The following is a 14,036-nucleotide window of genomic DNA, read 5'->3' as shown; positions in this document are numbered from 1 at the left end:
CGCGGATCTGAATAGACGATCAGCCCTTGCCCTTGGTGCGGGTCATGTTCGGCCCGCCATTTTTCTCGATGTGCTGGATGATCATTCCCGCCACATCCTTGCCGGTGGTGACCTCGATCCCCTCCAGGCCCGGAGACGAGTTCACCTCCATCACCAGCGGTCCGTGATTGGAACGCAGGATATCCACCCCGGCCACGCTCAGGCCCATCACCTTGGCCGCGCGTATCGCGGTCATGCGTTCTTCCGGGGTGATCTTGATCAGGCTGGCGCTGCCGCCACGGTGCAGGTTGGAGCGGAACTCGCCCGGCTTGGCCTGGCGCTTCATCGCCGCGATCACCTTGTCGCCGACCACAAAGCAGCGGATATCCGCGCCGCCGGCTTCCTTGATGTATTCCTGGACCATGATGTTCTGCTTCAGGCCCATGAAGGCCTCGATCACCGACTCCGCCGCCGTCGCCGTCTCGCACAGCACCACGCCGATACCCTGGGTGCCTTCCAGCACCTTGATCACCAGCGGGGCGCCGTTGACCATCTCGATCAGGTCGGGGATATCGTCCGGCGAGTGGGCGAAACCGGTGACCGGCAGGCCGATCCCGCGGCGCGACAATAATTGCAGCGAGCGCAGCTTGTCCCGCGAACGGGCAATCGCCACCGATTCGTTGAGGGGGAAGACCCCCATCATTTCGAACTGGCGCAACACCGCGCAGCCATAGAAGGTCACCGAAGCACCGATCCGTGGGATCACCGCGTCGAAACCCTCCAGCGGCTTGCCGCGATAGTGGATCTGCGGCTTGTGGCTGGCGATGTTCATATAGGCGCGCAGGGTATCGACCACTACCATCTCATGGCCACGCTCGACACCGGCTTCGACCAGGCGACGAGTGGAATACAGACGCGGGTTACGCGACAGCACAGCGATCTTCATGCAACACCTGTGGCAGAGGTAGTAGTGACCGGGAAAACCGGCTTGTCTTGAACGTATTTCTGGCCCGGATTGACCACCAGCTGACCGTCGATCAGAGCTTTGGAACCCAGCAACAGGCGATAACGCATGGCCTTGCGACAGGCGAGGGTGAATTGCACCTGCCAGACCTTGTCTCCCATGGCCAGGGTGGTCGCGATCACATAGCGCACCTGGGCATGGCCGTTGGAGCTTTTGATGGTTTTCATGGCCAGCAACGGGGCTTCGCAGCGCCGATGGCGCAATTGCACCAAGCTGCCCAGGTGGGCGGTGAAGCGCACCCACTTCTCTCCGTCGCGCTCGAACGGCTCGATTTCGGTGGCATGCAGGCTGGAGGTACTGGCGCCGGTGTCGATCTTCGCCCGCAGGCCCGCGACTCCCAGATCCGGGAGCGCCACCCACTCGCGCAGACCTACAACAGTCAAATGGTCAAATGTCTTCAAAATGCTCAACCGGTGAGAAACCCGCTCAGGCCGCGAGGCGGCCATAATCGCGGTATTCACGCAGAATAATGGGTAAATGGCGACAGATATCTGTGCGACTTGTATCAGGCCGTGAAATCAGCCCGGCTCCCCGCATTCTAGACTGGCCAGGGACATTCAGCTTCGACGGCAACGGTAGTACAGTTCAGCAATATTTCAGTTTGAGGAATCCCCGTGGCGCAGAAACCGGAAGCGGACGACAAGGTTCGACTCGACAAGTGGTTATGGGCAGCGCGCTTCTACAAGACCCGCGCCCTGGCCAAGGACGCGATCGAAAGCGGCAAGGTGCATTGTCGCGGCGAGCGCTGCAAACCGTCCAGGGAGCCCCATGTGGGCGACGAGTTGCTGATTCGCGTCGGCTTCGACGAGCGTACCGTGGTGGTGCAGGCGCTGTCGGTGGTCCGGCGCGGCGCACCGGAGGCGCAGGCGCTCTACACTGAAACCGAAGCCAGCATCGCCCGGCGCGAAGCCGCCGCGGCCCAGCGCAAGGCCGGGGCCCTGGGGCTGACCACCGATGGCAAGCCGAGCAAGAAGCAGCGGCGCGACCTGTTCAAATTCCGCGGCAGCGGCGCCGACTGACTATCGGCTCGCACGGTTATTAGAGGACCTCATGTCCTTGACTGGCCGACATTCGCCCCCATGTTGCTTGGTTCGAACCCTGTTTGTTCATAAAATGCTCATATTTCCTGAGCCGAACGCCCTTATTCCTACTTCCAGAATTGAACCCTATGTCAGATCTACCGGACACCGATTACACCCAACGCTTCATCTTCGATGACAGCGACACCCGTGGCGAACTGGTGTCTCTGGAGCGCAGCTATGCCGAAGTCCTGGCCAAGCACCCCTATCCCGAACCGGTTGCGCAACTGCTCGGTGAACTGATGGCCGCCGCCGCCCTGCTGGTCGGCACCTTGAAGTTCGACGGCCTGCTGATTCTCCAGGCCCGTTCCGAAGGCGCGGTGCCGCTGCTGATGGTGGAGTGCTCCAGCGAGCGCGAAATCCGCGGCCTGGCGCGCTATGAAGCGGACCAGGTCGCCCCCGGTGCGAGCCTCGCCGACCTGATGCCCAATGGTGTCCTGGCCCTGACCGTGGACCCGATCCAGGGCCAGCGCTACCAGGGGATCGTCGACCTCGACGGCGCCACCTTGTCGGAGTGCTTCACCAACTACTTCGTCATGTCCCAGCAGGTCGGTACCCGTTTCTGGCTCAACGCGGATGGCCAGCGTGCCCGTGGCCTGCTGTTGCAGCAATTGCCGGCCGACCGCCTCAAGGATGAAGAAGAGCGTGCCGCCAGCTGGCAGCACATCACCGCCCTGGCCACCACCCTGACCGCCGAGGAACTGCTCGGCCTCGACAACGAAACCGTGCTGCATCGCCTCTATCACGAAGAGGCTGTGCGCCTGTTCGATATCCAGCCGCTGAGCTTCCGCTGCAGTTGCTCCCGCGAGCGTTCGGGCAACGCGCTGGTCAGCCTGGGACTGGAAGATGCCCAGGAACTGGTGGTCGAACGGGGCGGTGTCGTGGAGATCGATTGCCAGTTCTGCAACCAGCGTTATCTGTTCGATGCGGCCGATATTGCCCAATTGTTTGCCGGTGCCGGGGTCGACACCCCGTCAGATACTCGTCACTAAAACGCTTCAGCACAGGTAAATCTCCTGTCAAACGCCGGAAAATAGGCGTTCTGACAGGAGGGCCCTACTCTTTTTGGGCTTTTCTGGCATAATCCGGCCCACTTTTTTCGCGGTAGTAGTGCACGACTTTCTACTACAAAACGTTTGGAGCACTCGGCCACTGGCCGACGGGGAATCTCATGACGCAAGCAAACAATGCCGTGTACACCGATCTGAGTGTCGATGATCTGGTCAAGGAAGCCCTGGCTCGTGGTGAAGGCGAACTCGCCGATACCGGCGCGCTGGTCGTGCGGACCGGTCACCGCACCGGTCGTTCGCCGGTAGACCGTTTCATCGTAGAAGAGCCTTCCACCCAGGATGCCATCGCCTGGGGCCCGATCAACCGCAAGTTCCCGGCCGACAAGTTCGACGCCCTGTGGAACCGCGTCGAAGCCTTTATCGGCGAGCGCGAGCGTTTTGTTTCCCACGTGCACGTAGGTTCCGATCCTGCGCACTACCTGCCGGTCAAGATGACCACCGGTACTGCCTGGCACAACCTGTTCGGTCGTTGCCTGTTCATCAACCCTGAAGCCGGCCAGTACAACGCCGGTGGCAAGGACGAGTGGCAGATCCTCAACGTTCCGGAGTTCGAGTGCGTCCCCGAGCGTGACGGCACCAACTCCGATGGCACCGTGATCCTCAACTTCGCGGCCAAGAAAGTCCTGATCGCCGGCATGCGCTACGCCGGTGAAATGAAAAAAGCCATGTTCTCGGTGCAGAACTTCCTGCTGCCGGCCGCTGACGTGCTGCCGATGCACTGCGCGGCCAACATGGGTGAAGAGGGCGACGTGACCCTGTTCTTCGGTCTGTCGGGCACCGGCAAGACCACCCTGTCGGCTGACGAAAGCCGCTACCTGATCGGCGACGACGAACACGGCTGGGGCGTGGGCGTGGTGTTCAACATCGAAGGCGGTTGCTATGCCAAGTGCATCGACCTGTCCGAGAAGAACGAGCCGGTGATCTGGAAAGCCATCCAGCACGGCGCCGTGCTGGAAAACGTCGTGCTCGATGCCAACAAGAAGGCCGACTACGCCGACAGCAGCCTGACCCAGAACAGCCGTGCGGCCTACCCGCGTGAACTGATCGAAAAGCGCGCGCCGAAAAACCTCGGTGGCGAGCCGAACGCCGTGATCTTCCTGACCTGCGACCTGACTGGCGTACTGCCTCCAGTGTCGATCCTCAGCGAAGAGCAGGCCGCTTACCACTTCCTGTCCGGCTACACCGCCCTGGTCGGTTCGACCGAGATGGGTTCGGGTGGCGGCATCAAGTCGACCTTCTCCACCTGCTTCGGCGCGCCGTTCTTCCCTCGTCCGGCCGGCGAATACGCGGAACTGCTGATCAAGCGCATCCGTGGTTTCGGTTCCAAGGTCTACCTGGTCAACACCGGCTGGACCGGCGGCGGCTACGGCGTTGGCAAGCGCTTCAACATCCCGACCACCCGTGGCGTGATTGCCGCGATCCAGAGCGGCGCGCTGATCGGCGTTGAAACCGAGCACCTGGACACCGTCAACCTGGACGTGCCATTGGCCGTACCGGGCGTCGAGACCGGCCTGTTGAACCCACGCAACACCTGGGCCGACAAAGCTGCCTACGACGAAGCGGCAAAAGCCCTGGCAGGCCTGTTCATCGAGAACTTCAAGAAGTTCGACGTGAGCGACGCGATCAAGGCGGCGGGTCCGAAGCTGTAAGCATCGGTTGCCAGCTGTTTGAAAAGCCGCCCTTCGGGGCGGCTTTTTTATACCCGTTTTTCGACGAGGCGTTCCAGTTCGGCTGTGTTCCAGTGTTTCTGTCGGATGGCCTGATAGAGCATGCCGATGGTCAGGGCGACCTTGCGGCTGCGCACCTTGGTGCGACGTTTGGCGAAAACATCGAAACCTTCGGGTTCGAAATAGCGATAGGGATCGAAGTCGATGAGATCCAGGATGAATCGTTCTTCCAGTGCTTCCATCAACTCACTGGCATCCTTGCCGTCGCAGCCCAGGTCAAGATTGATGGCTGTGTGCAGGCCAACGGACTTGTGCTCCGGCAAGCCGATCTCGTCGTCCAGCAACTCGATCAGTTGTTTCATCAATTCGGTGTCTGGAAGGCTGCTGGCCAATATCATCGGGGAGGTGTCTCAGTGGAAGCCCGAAAACACGAAGGCCCGCTAGACGAATCGATGCGGGCCTTGGACGTTGGGCAAATATTCAACGCAGATGCGTTGCGGAAATTTTATCAATCGGCCTGACCCTGCACAACAAACCTGGCGGGTAATGCCTCAATGAACCCAGTCTTCGTATTCGAGCCCTGTAACACGGCTGAACTCACGTAGATTGTTGGTGATCAGCTTGCATCCCGTGGCTATGGCGTGGCCCGCGATGGCCGTGTCATTACCGCCAATGAGCGAGCCGATATCCGTCAGTTGGCGTCTCACTTCGACTGTCGCGTCCACGGCGTTCTGATCCCACGGCAGGATCGCATCCAGGCGCTTCACAAACTCATCGATCATTATTTTGTGCCTGGAGGAAGCTTTTTTGCCGATCTGTCCGTAGCGCATTTCTGAGTAAGTGATCGCAGAGATTACGATCCGGTTATTTCGACCCACTTCTGCTGCCAATCGCTTCAATACAGATTCGGGGCGTTCACGCATGATGAACGAGCAAATACAGGTATCGAGCATATAGGTGGTCACAGACTGAACCTGCCTTCATCGCCGATGATGTCCGGGCGTTCTTGTAGAAAGTCAGCATCAGCCGCAGGTAGCTCTGCCAGCGATTGCCAGCTGGGGCGCACAGGGCGCAGGGTGATCACATCGCCATTGCGCGTGATCTCCAGTTCTCCTACGCCTTCATAAGCCATGTCATTTGGCAGGCGTATCGCCTGATTTTTGCCGTTCTTGAAAATTGAGACTGTGCGCATGATATCGCCCCTGCATATGTCTGGCATATGCAGTGTAGTGTCGATTTTTTGCATAGGCAAGGCATATGCCAGCTCGGGCATCGTCTGAATTGTCACCGGGTTACCTCCAGAAGGTATTTCCTCCGGGCTATGAAAGTCAGCGTCAGAAGGTCGAATGAAATAATGGCGGTGCTGACACCGGCTGTGGATCAGCTTTTACCTTCAATCTCGTAGCCAGACTCTCAAAATGGGCTGTGAATTCCACAATATCAGTAGGCCATTTCCTATTGTGAAATGGCCTGTTTGTCGTGATGTTACTGGGCGACTTGCCTGCTCAATGCCATCGTTCGCTGCTGAACCAACTGCAACAGGACACAACCTTCGCGCACCAACAGGTAGGCGGCATTGGTGACATGGGGGAGGTCTTTGTCGCAGGTGGTGTCGAGGCTGACACAGGTCATGGCTTCCAGCAGGTCGCTGGCGGCCTGGAGGCGTTGGTGGGCGCTGGTTTTACGATGATGTTCTCGAACAGAACTCGCTGGGCTCGTCCATTGCCTTCGCGAAAAGGGTGAATGACATTGAAGTCTCCATAAGTTTGCGCGATTTCGACTATGAGCTCGGAGCGGGGGAGATTGCGCAGAACCTGGGTGCTGGGGTCGCAATACGGATTTTTACCAATTCCGTATTGGGCTGGCATCAGTTGGAGATACTACGGTACTGGCTGAGAACGGCTTCCATCGTCGGGAGCGGTTTATCGACATCGGCACGGGAAGTGTTGAACCCTTCGAGACGAAGGCTTGCCAGGCTGTTTGATCGACGGATCTTGTTGTAGTGATCCTGCTTTTCCCGAAATGTCAGTTTGCTCATGATTTCTATCTCAAAGGACAAGGTCCAAGCGTAGCGGAAACAGACGGTCACCCCTGCGGGCTATACGTCTGCATCGCCGTGCAATACCGTGCCTGCATCCCCTTGCTTTGCTCGTCCTTGTCGCGGTTCGAGCGTTTGCCCCATTCCGCGCACTGTTCCTTGAAAAACACCTCGGCGGCCTTGCGGCATTCGCGATGTTCCGTGGAGGTGGTCGGGAAGTTTGCGCAGACGCTGGCATTGTCGATGACGTTGTTGAAGATGCGCCATTTCGCGGCGTAGCGATTACGTCCGTCCCACTCGCGGATGAGTACGGTGGCGACTTCGCCCCGGCGCGTATGGGTGGCTTCGGGCGCCTTCAGGTCGGCCTTGTACTCGGCCAGGTAGCTGGCGGATACCAGTCCCTGGGCCTTGGGCGGCGGTGCCTGGATTTGCGCGGCGACGGGCTCCGCCGGCAGTGGCGCGAGGTTGGCGCTGGGTTCGGTCCGCAATTGCAGCGGCTCTGCCGGGGCTTCGGGCTGGACGCCAGGCTCGGTCGCCAGCGGTTCGGCAGCAGGCTGTGGTACCGGTTCATTCTGTGGCGGGCGATGACTGCTGTTGCGGCTGTGCACCATGTAGCCGAGCATACCCAGCAGGATCAGCAACAGTATCCACAGGCCGTAGGATCTGGGGCGAACCGGACGTGGCGGCTTTTGCCGGGTCGGGTGCGATCCCAGCACCACATCGAAATGCTCGGGGTGCAGGCGCTTGAAATGAATGACGCCGTCGTCTTCAGGTGGTTGTTGCATGGTTCGCCGCTGCCTTCCTTGGTGAGTCAGCGGGTTATCGGCGCTTTCTCATGGGCTTTGAGGAGATTTGCAGATTAAATCGCGAAATAGCCGTTTGCCAGTAACGACGGCTCCACAAAAATGAAATTTCCCTTATGAAAGTCAGACACTTCAGGCAAAAAATCGGTATGTTTCCCTGCAATTTTACGGGCGTCATCCGATGCTCGAACTTGCACTTAAAGGGAGTTAAGTATGTCTCTGCTTCGCGTGGCCTCGGTGGTGTCGTTGTGTGCCGCGGCATGGACGGTCCAGGCCGAATCATTGCCCATCGAAGTACTCAGTGCCGTGGTCAAGGATCAGAAGATCGCCGACGCCGAGGTGCTGTTGCAGCGCAACGGCGAGCAGAACGTGGTCGGCAAGACCAACGCCCAGGGCCAGGTCACCCTTGCCGCCAACTTCGCCGATGACGCCAGCAACCTGCTGATCATCAAGAAGGCCGGTTATTCCAACCTGGTGGTCAAGTGCCCGTGCAAGGACATGACCTACGCCATCAGCCCGGTGATGCAGAGCCTCGACGGCCTGCGCGTGGTGCTGACCTGGGGCAAGACCCCGGCTGACCTCGACTCCCACATGATCTTCCCCGGCAACAATATCTACTTCGAACAGCAGAGGGGCGACGATGCCGAGCTGGATGTGGATGACACCGACAGCTATGGCCCGGAAACCATCACCCTGCAGAAGAAGCACTATGGCGAAAGCTATGTGTATGCCGTGCATGACTTCACCAACGGCGGCAATCCGAGCTCGCGCCAGTTGTCCAATAGCCAGGCCAAGGTGTTTGTCTACATGGGCCAGTCCCTGGTTCGTACCTACTACGTGCCGGCCAATCGCAGCGGCAACCTGTGGACCGTGTTCCGCATGACCGGCAACGGTGATTTCCAGGACATCAACACCTTCAGCGGCGTGACCGTGGAAGCCAAGGATGTGCTGAACGAAGTCTCGCCGTTGCTGGACGACAAGGTGGCGGTCGCCGAAGTGGCCGTCAGTTCCACGGCCCAGGCCGATGCGAAGGCGCTGAATGTCAAAGGTGAAGCAGCCTACAAGGCTGGAAATCTGGAACAGGCGATTGCCTTCTTCCGCCAGGCCATCGATCTGAACAACAGCTTCGGCCAGGCCTACAGCAACCTCGGCCTGGCGTACCAGAAGGCCGGCAACACCGCCGAAGCCATCTGGGCCAACCGCAAGGCCGTTGCCCTGGCATCCGGCAACTCGGCGAACACCGTGCGCGCCAGTTCCTACTACAACATTGCGCGTATCTATGAAGACGCCGGGCAGTTCTCCGACGCGCTGCGTCACTACGAGCTGGCCAAGGAACAGAAAGCCAACCCGGTGTACGACACGGCGATCGAGCGGGTCAGGAATCGCTGAATAGCGAACTGATCCAAGCCCACAACGCGCCCTGTCTGGCGCGTTGTGCGTTTGTGCGGGGCCGTTACCGTTGGGCCGGCGTCGTCGGCGGGTTCTTCACCCGTTCGGCTGCCAGTTGCGCCGCCGCCGCCAGATCCATCAGCCCGCGTCCGTAGGCTTCGCCCTTGGCGTAAGGCCCGCTGTGGTTGGCGCTATCGAGCAATACATCGCGCAATTGCTGGGTGGTGAGTTCGGGAAAGCGACTCTGCAGGGCGGCGAGTGCGCCGCTGACCAACGCCACGGCGGGCGAAGTCCCGGCGGTTTCCTGGTAGCCGCCCTTGGCGCTGGTGGTGAGCAAGCCATTGTCGACACCACCATCCCCGCCCGGGACCGCGATGCACCATCGCTCTGCCACGCCACAGTAATTGGATTTCTGGTTGATGAGCGTGCCGTCATTCTTCAGCGCCACCACCGCGATCCAGCCCTTCTCCAGTTCAGGCAATGCCTGGGGCAGGCCAGGTTCGGCCAGGGGCTCGCGCCGCAGCTCGTTGCCCGTGGGGAAAACAAACACGGCGCCTTCGGCCACCAATTGGCGGGCGACCGGCAAGGAATCGCCCATCACCTGCTTGTACCGCGCTTCAGTGATTTCGGTGGCGGGAATATCGTTGGCCCAGGAGTTACTGAGAATCCTGGCGCCAGCGGCGAAGCTGTCTTTCCAGGCGCGGGCGATCTGATCGTCAAAAAAGAACGGTTCGTTGTTGTCGCCAATACGCATGACGATCAGCCTGGCGTCGAAGGCGATGCCATGCATGCCCTGGCCGTCGCGGTTGGCGGCGACAATCCCGGCCATCTGGGTGCCATGTCCGTGGGGGTCGATCAGTGCGGGGACGTCGCGTACGTAGTCGTGACCCGGGGTGGCGAGGCGGTCCTTGAACTCGGGTAATTGTGTGTTGAGTCCGGAGTCGATGATGGCCACGCTGACCCCCTTGCCGGTGCCGCCCAGTGCATACAGGGTCGACGCCTTGACCAGTGCGAGCGCGCGTTGTGCCTTGTATTCCGGGGTTTCGAAACGGCTGGACGGCGGCTCGACGCCCGCCGCGCCCGGCTTGAGCAGGCCGGAGTCCGGGCCGGACAGGCAACCGCTGAGCAACAGGGGCGCGAGTAGCAGGCCGTGACGGGCCAGTGAAGAGAAGGGGCGAGGGGCGGTGTCCATGGGGGGCTCCTGGGTAAACGAGCGTCGTTGAACCGTCCGTTTCAACGACGCGAAGATCGGCGACCGGGTATCAGTCAACATAGGAGGCTTGGATATAATCGACATTTTCGCGGGGGCGCACCCGTGGATTTGTATCCGGCTATTGGTGGTTATCCCGCAACCGCGGCCGGCTTTGCGATAGGCTGGCGCGCTGTAGTGGTTTGTAATGCTTGCCTCGGACCTTTTCTCGCCTGACCGCCTAGGGTTTGTTTATCCACAGCGGTCAACGGAGTGACAGCCTATGCACGACACCCTCCAGCGGGTTTTTGGTTATCCACGGTTTCGCGACGGCCAGGAAGCGGCGATCAGCGCGGTCCTGGCCGGGCGTTCGGCGGCGGCGATCTTTCCCACCGGCTCCGGCAAGTCCTTGTGTTATCAACTGCCGGCACTGCTCCTGCCGCACCTGACGCTGGTGGTGTCGCCACTGCTGGCACTGATGCAGGACCAGTTGGCCTTTCTGCAAGGCCACGGCATTGCGGCGGCGAGTATCGACTCGGTGCAGAGTCGCGATGAGGCCAATGCGGTGATGGCCCGGGCCCGCTCCGGGGAGCTGAAGATCCTGATGATTTCCGTGGAGCGCCTGAAAAACGAGCGCTTCCGCCATTTCCTGCAGCAGGTGCAGATTTCCCTGCTGGTGGTGGACGAGGCGCACTGCATCTCCGAGTGGGGCCACAATTTCCGCCCGGATTACCTCAAGCTGCCAGATTATCAGCGCCAGTTCCGTATTCCCCAGGCCTTGTTGCTGACCGCCACCGCGACGCCGAAGGTGATCGTCGACATGCAGGCCAGGTTCGCCATTGCGCCGACCGATGTGGTGACCACCGGTTTCTATCGGCCGAACCTGAACCTGCTGGTGGAGCCGGTCAGCGGCCCGGACAAGCGTCGTCGCCTGGTGGAGTGGCTGGGCGAACGCAGCGGGCAAGCGAGCATCGTCTACGTCACCCTGCAGAAAACCGCCGAGCAGATCGCCGAACACCTGAGCCAGCGCGGTATTGCGGCGAGCGCTTATCACGCCGGCCTGCCCCATGAGCAGCGCGAGGCGATCCAGAAGCAGTTCATGGCCGGGCAGTTGAACTGCATCGTCGCCACCATCGCCTTCGGCATGGGTATCGACAAGAGCGATATCCGCAACGTGGTGCACTTCGACCTGCCCAAGTCCATCGAGAACTACAGCCAGGAAATCGGCCGGGCCGGGCGCGACGGCCAGCCTTCCGATTGCCTGGTGCTGGCCAACCGCGACAGCCTCAACGTGCTGGAAAACTTCGTCTACGGCGATACCCCGGAGCTGGAGGGGATTCGGCGGGTGCTGGACGAACTGCAGGGCGCGAGCCCGGACGGCCAGTGGGAATTCCTTCTCGGGCCCCTGGCCGACCAGAGCAATATCCGCCAGTTGCCGCTCAAGACCTTGCTGGTCCAGTTGGAGTTGCGTGGCTTGATCGCACCGCGTTATGCCTATTTTGCCGAGTACCGTTTCAAGTTCCTGGTGGAGCCGGAGGTGCTGCTGGCGAAGTTCGAGGGCGAGCGCCGCGATTTTGTCGCGGCGATCATCCACACCTCCAGTCGCGCGCGCACCTGGGCCACGGTGGATTTCGACGCCATGTACCAGCAGCACCAGGCCGAGCGCGGGCGGGTGGTGAAGGCCCTGGATTTCTTCCAGGAACGGCGCTGGATCGAGTTGGAGAGCAAGCAGATGACCGAGGTCTACAGCCTGCTGGTCAGCGACTTCGATCCCCATGCCTTGAGCCTGGAGCTGTATGCCTGTTTCGCCCAGCATGAGGTCAGCGAGATTGCACGGATTCACGCGATGCTGGCGTTGTTTGCGACCGAGCAATGCCTGGGTTATCGGCTGGCCCGCTATTTCGGCGACGAGCAGGCACCTGAACGCTGCGGGCATTGTTCGGTGTGCCACGGGCAAGTGGCCCGTCTGCCGGAGCCACCGGCACTGCCTGCGCTCGAACAGCGGGATTTCCCGGGGCTATGCAGTGGATTTATCCACAAGCACCAGGAGCACAGTGGACACTCACCGAGTACGGAATGCCTGACGCGCTTCCTCTGCGGTATCAGCGTGCCGTTGTTCACGAAATTGAAGGCGCGGGCGCTGCCGGGGTTTTCAGCGCTGGAGGCCTATCCCTATGCGCAGGTGCGGGAGTGGGTCACGGCCTGGTCCCATGCCGGGCAGGCACAAACCGCCTAGGCTGAAGTTGTCTGTGGAAGCCTGGCTTGCCAGCGAAGCTTCTGGCGGCCTTGAGGACGCATTCGCCGGCAAGCCGGGCTCCTGCAGGTTCGCGGTGTTTCAGGCGCCCTGCTTTATCGTTGAGAGGCGTGCCTTACTCTGTGGCAGCCGGTCGGTCACTGAGGACGGCGTACTCGTCACCCTCCAGGGTGAAACCCGCGACCTCGCGCATCCCCAGGCGTTCATGGGCGCGCAGCGAGGCGCCGTTGTCCCGGCGGATGAACAGAATCGCTTCGCGGCCAGGATAATGCTGCTGGAGCTGGGCATAGAGTCGCGGCAGGAGACCCTGGCCTCTTTCCGTGCTGGCGATGCAGGCGGGCCCGTACACGTAGGCATCGGGCGTGCCCGGCCATGCGGCCAGCATGGCCTGGATCGACGGCGGGGCGGGGTGCATGTCCCTGGCCGCGCTGAACAGCACGCCAACGACTTTGTCATCGCGAGAGGCAACCACCACGGGGGAGCCGCCGAGGGCCATCTGCCTGACCTTGTCGAGGGGAAACTCCCCGGTCAGCGATCCGCCCCGGGAGGGGGAGTTGGCCTGGAGCAGTTGGGCGATGCCCTCGATGTCCGCGGCGGTAGCGAGGTTGATCCTGTACATGAGTCGTCTCCTGAGGGGAGGTGAGCCTACTGCACGGATGGCACCCGGACTTTCATATTGCGCCTGGATTATAGACCGTTGCCGGCTGGGCTATGTGGCGGTCAGTTTCCAGGTTGCGCCGGCGCCAGGTTCTGGCCCACGGCCAACCCCGCGCGGATTGCCGCCAGGGCGGCCTGGTAGTACGCCTTGCCTTCGGCCGATTCGGCAAAGGTCGAGAACTCTTCCAGCTCGGGGTCGGACAGGTCGCGATAGACGTACAGCAAGGTGTTGTCCAGGTCGTTGCCGATCTGTTGCATCAGGCGTTCGCGCTGACCGTTGAGCAGGCCCTGGGCCGAACCCGCGCCCAGCAGGCCGGGAATCATCGAACTGAGGCTGTCGGCGGCGACGCCGGCGATGGCGAGACTGACTTCGGCACCGGCTTCACGGGCCGGCAAGGCGTTGGCCAGGTGGTTGATCAACAGGCGACGGGTCGCGCTGGCTTCGATATGCGGCAGGCCCTGGGCATTCTTGGCCAATTGGTCGCGTCGGGTGGCGAGCAGTTCGGCGGCGACGATCTTGCGTCCCAGCGGTGACTGGAAGAACGCCAGGGCCGGCTTCGGATCGTTCAGGTTCTGGCGCAGCTGGGCCTCGGCCCGCTGGTCCATGGCCTGCGGCGCAAAACGCTGGTTGCTGTTGTTGACCAGGGCCTGATAGACGGCCGGCGGCAGGCTGTTGCGGTACTTTTGCTGGGCGGCGCTCAGGGCATCGCTGAAATGCGCGCGTTGTTCTGGCCAACCGGCGACCTTGTACAACTGGTCGTGGCTGTCTGCCCAGGCGGGCAAGGTGCAGAACATCAACAGCGAAAAAAGCAAACGGCGCATAGGGACTCCTGTCTACAGCCGACTATTCTCCCGACGAGCGCGGGACTTGTCGAGAATTCGTATTG

The 14,036-nt window shown here is 61.1% G+C and carries 16 protein-coding genes and 1 pseudogene; 5 read left to right on the top strand and 12 right to left on the bottom strand.

Translation table 11 applies throughout. The features are described from left to right. Positions 1-19: 19 nt before the first annotated feature. Both rimK and ACL9RJ_RS19565 read right to left on the bottom strand, forming a co-directional pair. Entirely contained in the window at positions 20-925 is a 906-nt protein-coding gene (gene rimK / locus ACL9RJ_RS19570) for a 30S ribosomal protein S6--L-glutamate ligase (protein ID WP_017125402.1), read from the bottom strand. After that, positions 922-1,404, bottom strand: coding sequence for an ATP-dependent zinc protease (locus tag ACL9RJ_RS19565; protein WP_422765607.1), 483 nt, complete (start codon positions 1,402-1,404; stop codon positions 922-924). Before ACL9RJ_RS19565 ends, rimK begins: the two co-directional genes overlap by 4 nt. Positions 1,405-1,617: 213 nt before the next feature. Here ACL9RJ_RS19565 and ACL9RJ_RS19560 point away from each other — a divergent pair, with 213 nt between their 5' ends. From ACL9RJ_RS19560 to ACL9RJ_RS19550, 3 genes are all read left to right on the top strand, one after another. Then, positions 1,618-2,022: an RNA-binding S4 domain-containing protein gene (locus ACL9RJ_RS19560; RefSeq protein ID WP_177087133.1), complete on the top strand. Its 405-nt coding sequence runs from the start codon at positions 1,618-1,620 to the stop codon at positions 2,020-2,022. A 149-nt stretch (positions 2,023-2,171) separates the two neighbouring features. Further along, entirely contained in the window at positions 2,172-3,074 is a 903-nt protein-coding gene (hslO, locus tag ACL9RJ_RS19555; RefSeq protein ID WP_017125399.1) for an Hsp33 family molecular chaperone HslO, read from the top strand. Between the two features lie 179 nt (positions 3,075-3,253). After that, positions 3,254-4,801, top strand: a complete 1,548-nt coding sequence (locus tag ACL9RJ_RS19550; RefSeq protein WP_017125398.1) for a phosphoenolpyruvate carboxykinase — start codon at positions 3,254-3,256, stop codon at positions 4,799-4,801. Between the two features lie 47 nt (positions 4,802-4,848). On the opposite strand, the gene ACL9RJ_RS19545 is transcribed toward ACL9RJ_RS19550, so the two are convergent. The 7 genes and pseudogenes from ACL9RJ_RS19545 to ACL9RJ_RS19515 form a co-directional block, all read right to left on the bottom strand. Continuing rightward, entirely contained in the window at positions 4,849-5,217 is a 369-nt protein-coding gene (locus ACL9RJ_RS19545; RefSeq protein ID WP_177087131.1) for a DUF1493 family protein, read from the bottom strand. A 153-nt stretch (positions 5,218-5,370) separates the two neighbouring features. Further along, complete coding sequence (locus tag ACL9RJ_RS19540; RefSeq protein WP_017125396.1) at positions 5,371-5,784, bottom strand: type II toxin-antitoxin system VapC family toxin; 414 nt, start codon at positions 5,782-5,784, stop codon at positions 5,371-5,373. Continuing rightward, positions 5,781-6,107: a type II toxin-antitoxin system VapB family antitoxin gene (vapB, locus tag ACL9RJ_RS19535; RefSeq protein WP_017125395.1), complete on the bottom strand. Its 327-nt coding sequence runs from the start codon at positions 6,105-6,107 to the stop codon at positions 5,781-5,783. Before vapB ends, ACL9RJ_RS19540 begins: the two co-directional genes overlap by 4 nt. A 197-nt stretch (positions 6,108-6,304) precedes the next feature. Next, on the bottom strand, positions 6,305-6,451 hold the full coding sequence (locus ACL9RJ_RS19530) for a hypothetical protein (RefSeq protein ID WP_017125394.1): 147 nt from the start codon (positions 6,449-6,451) through the stop codon (positions 6,305-6,307). A 50-nt stretch (positions 6,452-6,501) separates the two neighbouring features. Next, a pseudogene (locus ACL9RJ_RS19525) lies at positions 6,502-6,609 on the bottom strand (Fic family protein); the annotation flags it as partial. Positions 6,610-6,686: 77 nt separating this feature from the next. Beyond that, a complete protein-coding gene (locus tag ACL9RJ_RS19520; RefSeq protein ID WP_085983767.1) occupies positions 6,687-6,857 on the bottom strand; it encodes a YhfG family protein in 171 nt (56 codons plus the stop codon). 47 nt (positions 6,858-6,904) lie between these two features. Further along, positions 6,905-7,642 (bottom strand): hypothetical protein, encoded by a 738-nt coding sequence (locus ACL9RJ_RS19515; RefSeq protein WP_212810264.1) that lies wholly within the window; start codon positions 7,640-7,642, stop codon positions 6,905-6,907. Positions 7,643-7,873: 231 nt separating this feature from the next. On the opposite strand from ACL9RJ_RS19515, the gene ACL9RJ_RS19510 reads away from it, so the two are divergent. After that, the gene (locus tag ACL9RJ_RS19510; RefSeq protein ID WP_177128265.1) at positions 7,874-9,049 is read left to right on the top strand and encodes a tetratricopeptide repeat protein; all 1,176 of its coding nucleotides are present in this window, start codon (positions 7,874-7,876) and stop codon (positions 9,047-9,049) included. 64 nt (positions 9,050-9,113) lie between these two features. On the opposite strand, the gene ACL9RJ_RS19505 is transcribed toward ACL9RJ_RS19510, so the two are convergent. Then, complete coding sequence (locus tag ACL9RJ_RS19505; RefSeq protein WP_212810263.1) at positions 9,114-10,241, bottom strand: S8 family peptidase; 1,128 nt, start codon at positions 10,239-10,241, stop codon at positions 9,114-9,116. A 280-nt stretch (positions 10,242-10,521) separates the two neighbouring features. Here ACL9RJ_RS19505 and ACL9RJ_RS19500 point away from each other — a divergent pair, with 280 nt between their 5' ends. Next, a complete protein-coding gene (locus ACL9RJ_RS19500; RefSeq protein ID WP_212810262.1) occupies positions 10,522-12,474 on the top strand; it encodes a RecQ family ATP-dependent DNA helicase in 1,953 nt (650 codons plus the stop codon). A 133-nt stretch (positions 12,475-12,607) separates the two neighbouring features. Here ACL9RJ_RS19500 and ACL9RJ_RS19495 read toward each other — a convergent pair whose 3' ends face one another. Beyond that, positions 12,608-13,111: a GNAT family N-acetyltransferase gene (locus tag ACL9RJ_RS19495; RefSeq protein ID WP_422765570.1), complete on the bottom strand. Its 504-nt coding sequence runs from the start codon at positions 13,109-13,111 to the stop codon at positions 12,608-12,610. A gap of 101 nt (positions 13,112-13,212) precedes the next feature. After that, positions 13,213-13,971 carry a DUF2059 domain-containing protein gene (locus ACL9RJ_RS19490; RefSeq protein ID WP_422765569.1) on the bottom strand — a complete coding sequence of 253 codons (759 nt, stop codon included), beginning with the start codon at positions 13,969-13,971 and terminating at the stop codon, positions 13,213-13,215. Between the last annotated feature and the right edge of the window lie 65 nt (positions 13,972-14,036).

The sequence above is a fragment of the Pseudomonas sp. Mn2068 genome (assembly GCF_049319725.1).
GTDB lineage: Bacteria > Pseudomonadota > Gammaproteobacteria > Pseudomonadales > Pseudomonadaceae > Aquipseudomonas > Aquipseudomonas gingeri.
The sequence above is the reverse complement of the archived record's forward strand: the minus strand, read 5'-3'. Positions and strand labels throughout refer to the sequence as shown.

What these genes read in the sequence shown, in the direction of transcription:
- ACL9RJ_RS19495 (WP_422765570.1), bottom strand. Translation starts at nt 13,111, where the DNA reads ATGTACAGGATCAACCTCGCTACCGCCGCGGACATCGAGGGCATCGCC.
- ACL9RJ_RS19545 (WP_177087131.1), bottom strand. Translation starts at nt 5,217, where the DNA reads ATGATATTGGCCAGCAGCCTTCCAGACACCGAATTGATGAAACAACTG.
- ACL9RJ_RS19550 (WP_017125398.1), top strand. Translation starts at nt 3,254, where the DNA reads ATGACGCAAGCAAACAATGCCGTGTACACCGATCTGAGTGTCGATGAT.
- ACL9RJ_RS19490 (WP_422765569.1), bottom strand. Translation starts at nt 13,971, where the DNA reads ATGCGCCGTTTGCTTTTTTCGCTGTTGATGTTCTGCACCTTGCCCGCC.
- ACL9RJ_RS19515 (WP_212810264.1), bottom strand. Translation starts at nt 7,642, where the DNA reads ATGCAACAACCACCTGAAGACGACGGCGTCATTCATTTCAAGCGCCTG.
- ACL9RJ_RS19510 (WP_177128265.1), top strand. Translation starts at nt 7,874, where the DNA reads ATGTCTCTGCTTCGCGTGGCCTCGGTGGTGTCGTTGTGTGCCGCGGCA.
- ACL9RJ_RS19500 (WP_212810262.1), top strand. Translation starts at nt 10,522, where the DNA reads ATGCACGACACCCTCCAGCGGGTTTTTGGTTATCCACGGTTTCGCGAC.
- ACL9RJ_RS19505 (WP_212810263.1), bottom strand. Translation starts at nt 10,241, where the DNA reads ATGGACACCGCCCCTCGCCCCTTCTCTTCACTGGCCCGTCACGGCCTG.
- rimK (WP_017125402.1), bottom strand. Translation starts at nt 925, where the DNA reads ATGAAGATCGCTGTGCTGTCGCGTAACCCGCGTCTGTATTCCACTCGT.
- ACL9RJ_RS19520 (WP_085983767.1), bottom strand. Translation starts at nt 6,857, where the DNA reads ATGAGCAAACTGACATTTCGGGAAAAGCAGGATCACTACAACAAGATC.
- ACL9RJ_RS19530 (WP_017125394.1), bottom strand. Translation starts at nt 6,451, where the DNA reads ATGACCTGTGTCAGCCTCGACACCACCTGCGACAAAGACCTCCCCCAT.
- hslO (WP_017125399.1), top strand. Translation starts at nt 2,172, where the DNA reads ATGTCAGATCTACCGGACACCGATTACACCCAACGCTTCATCTTCGAT.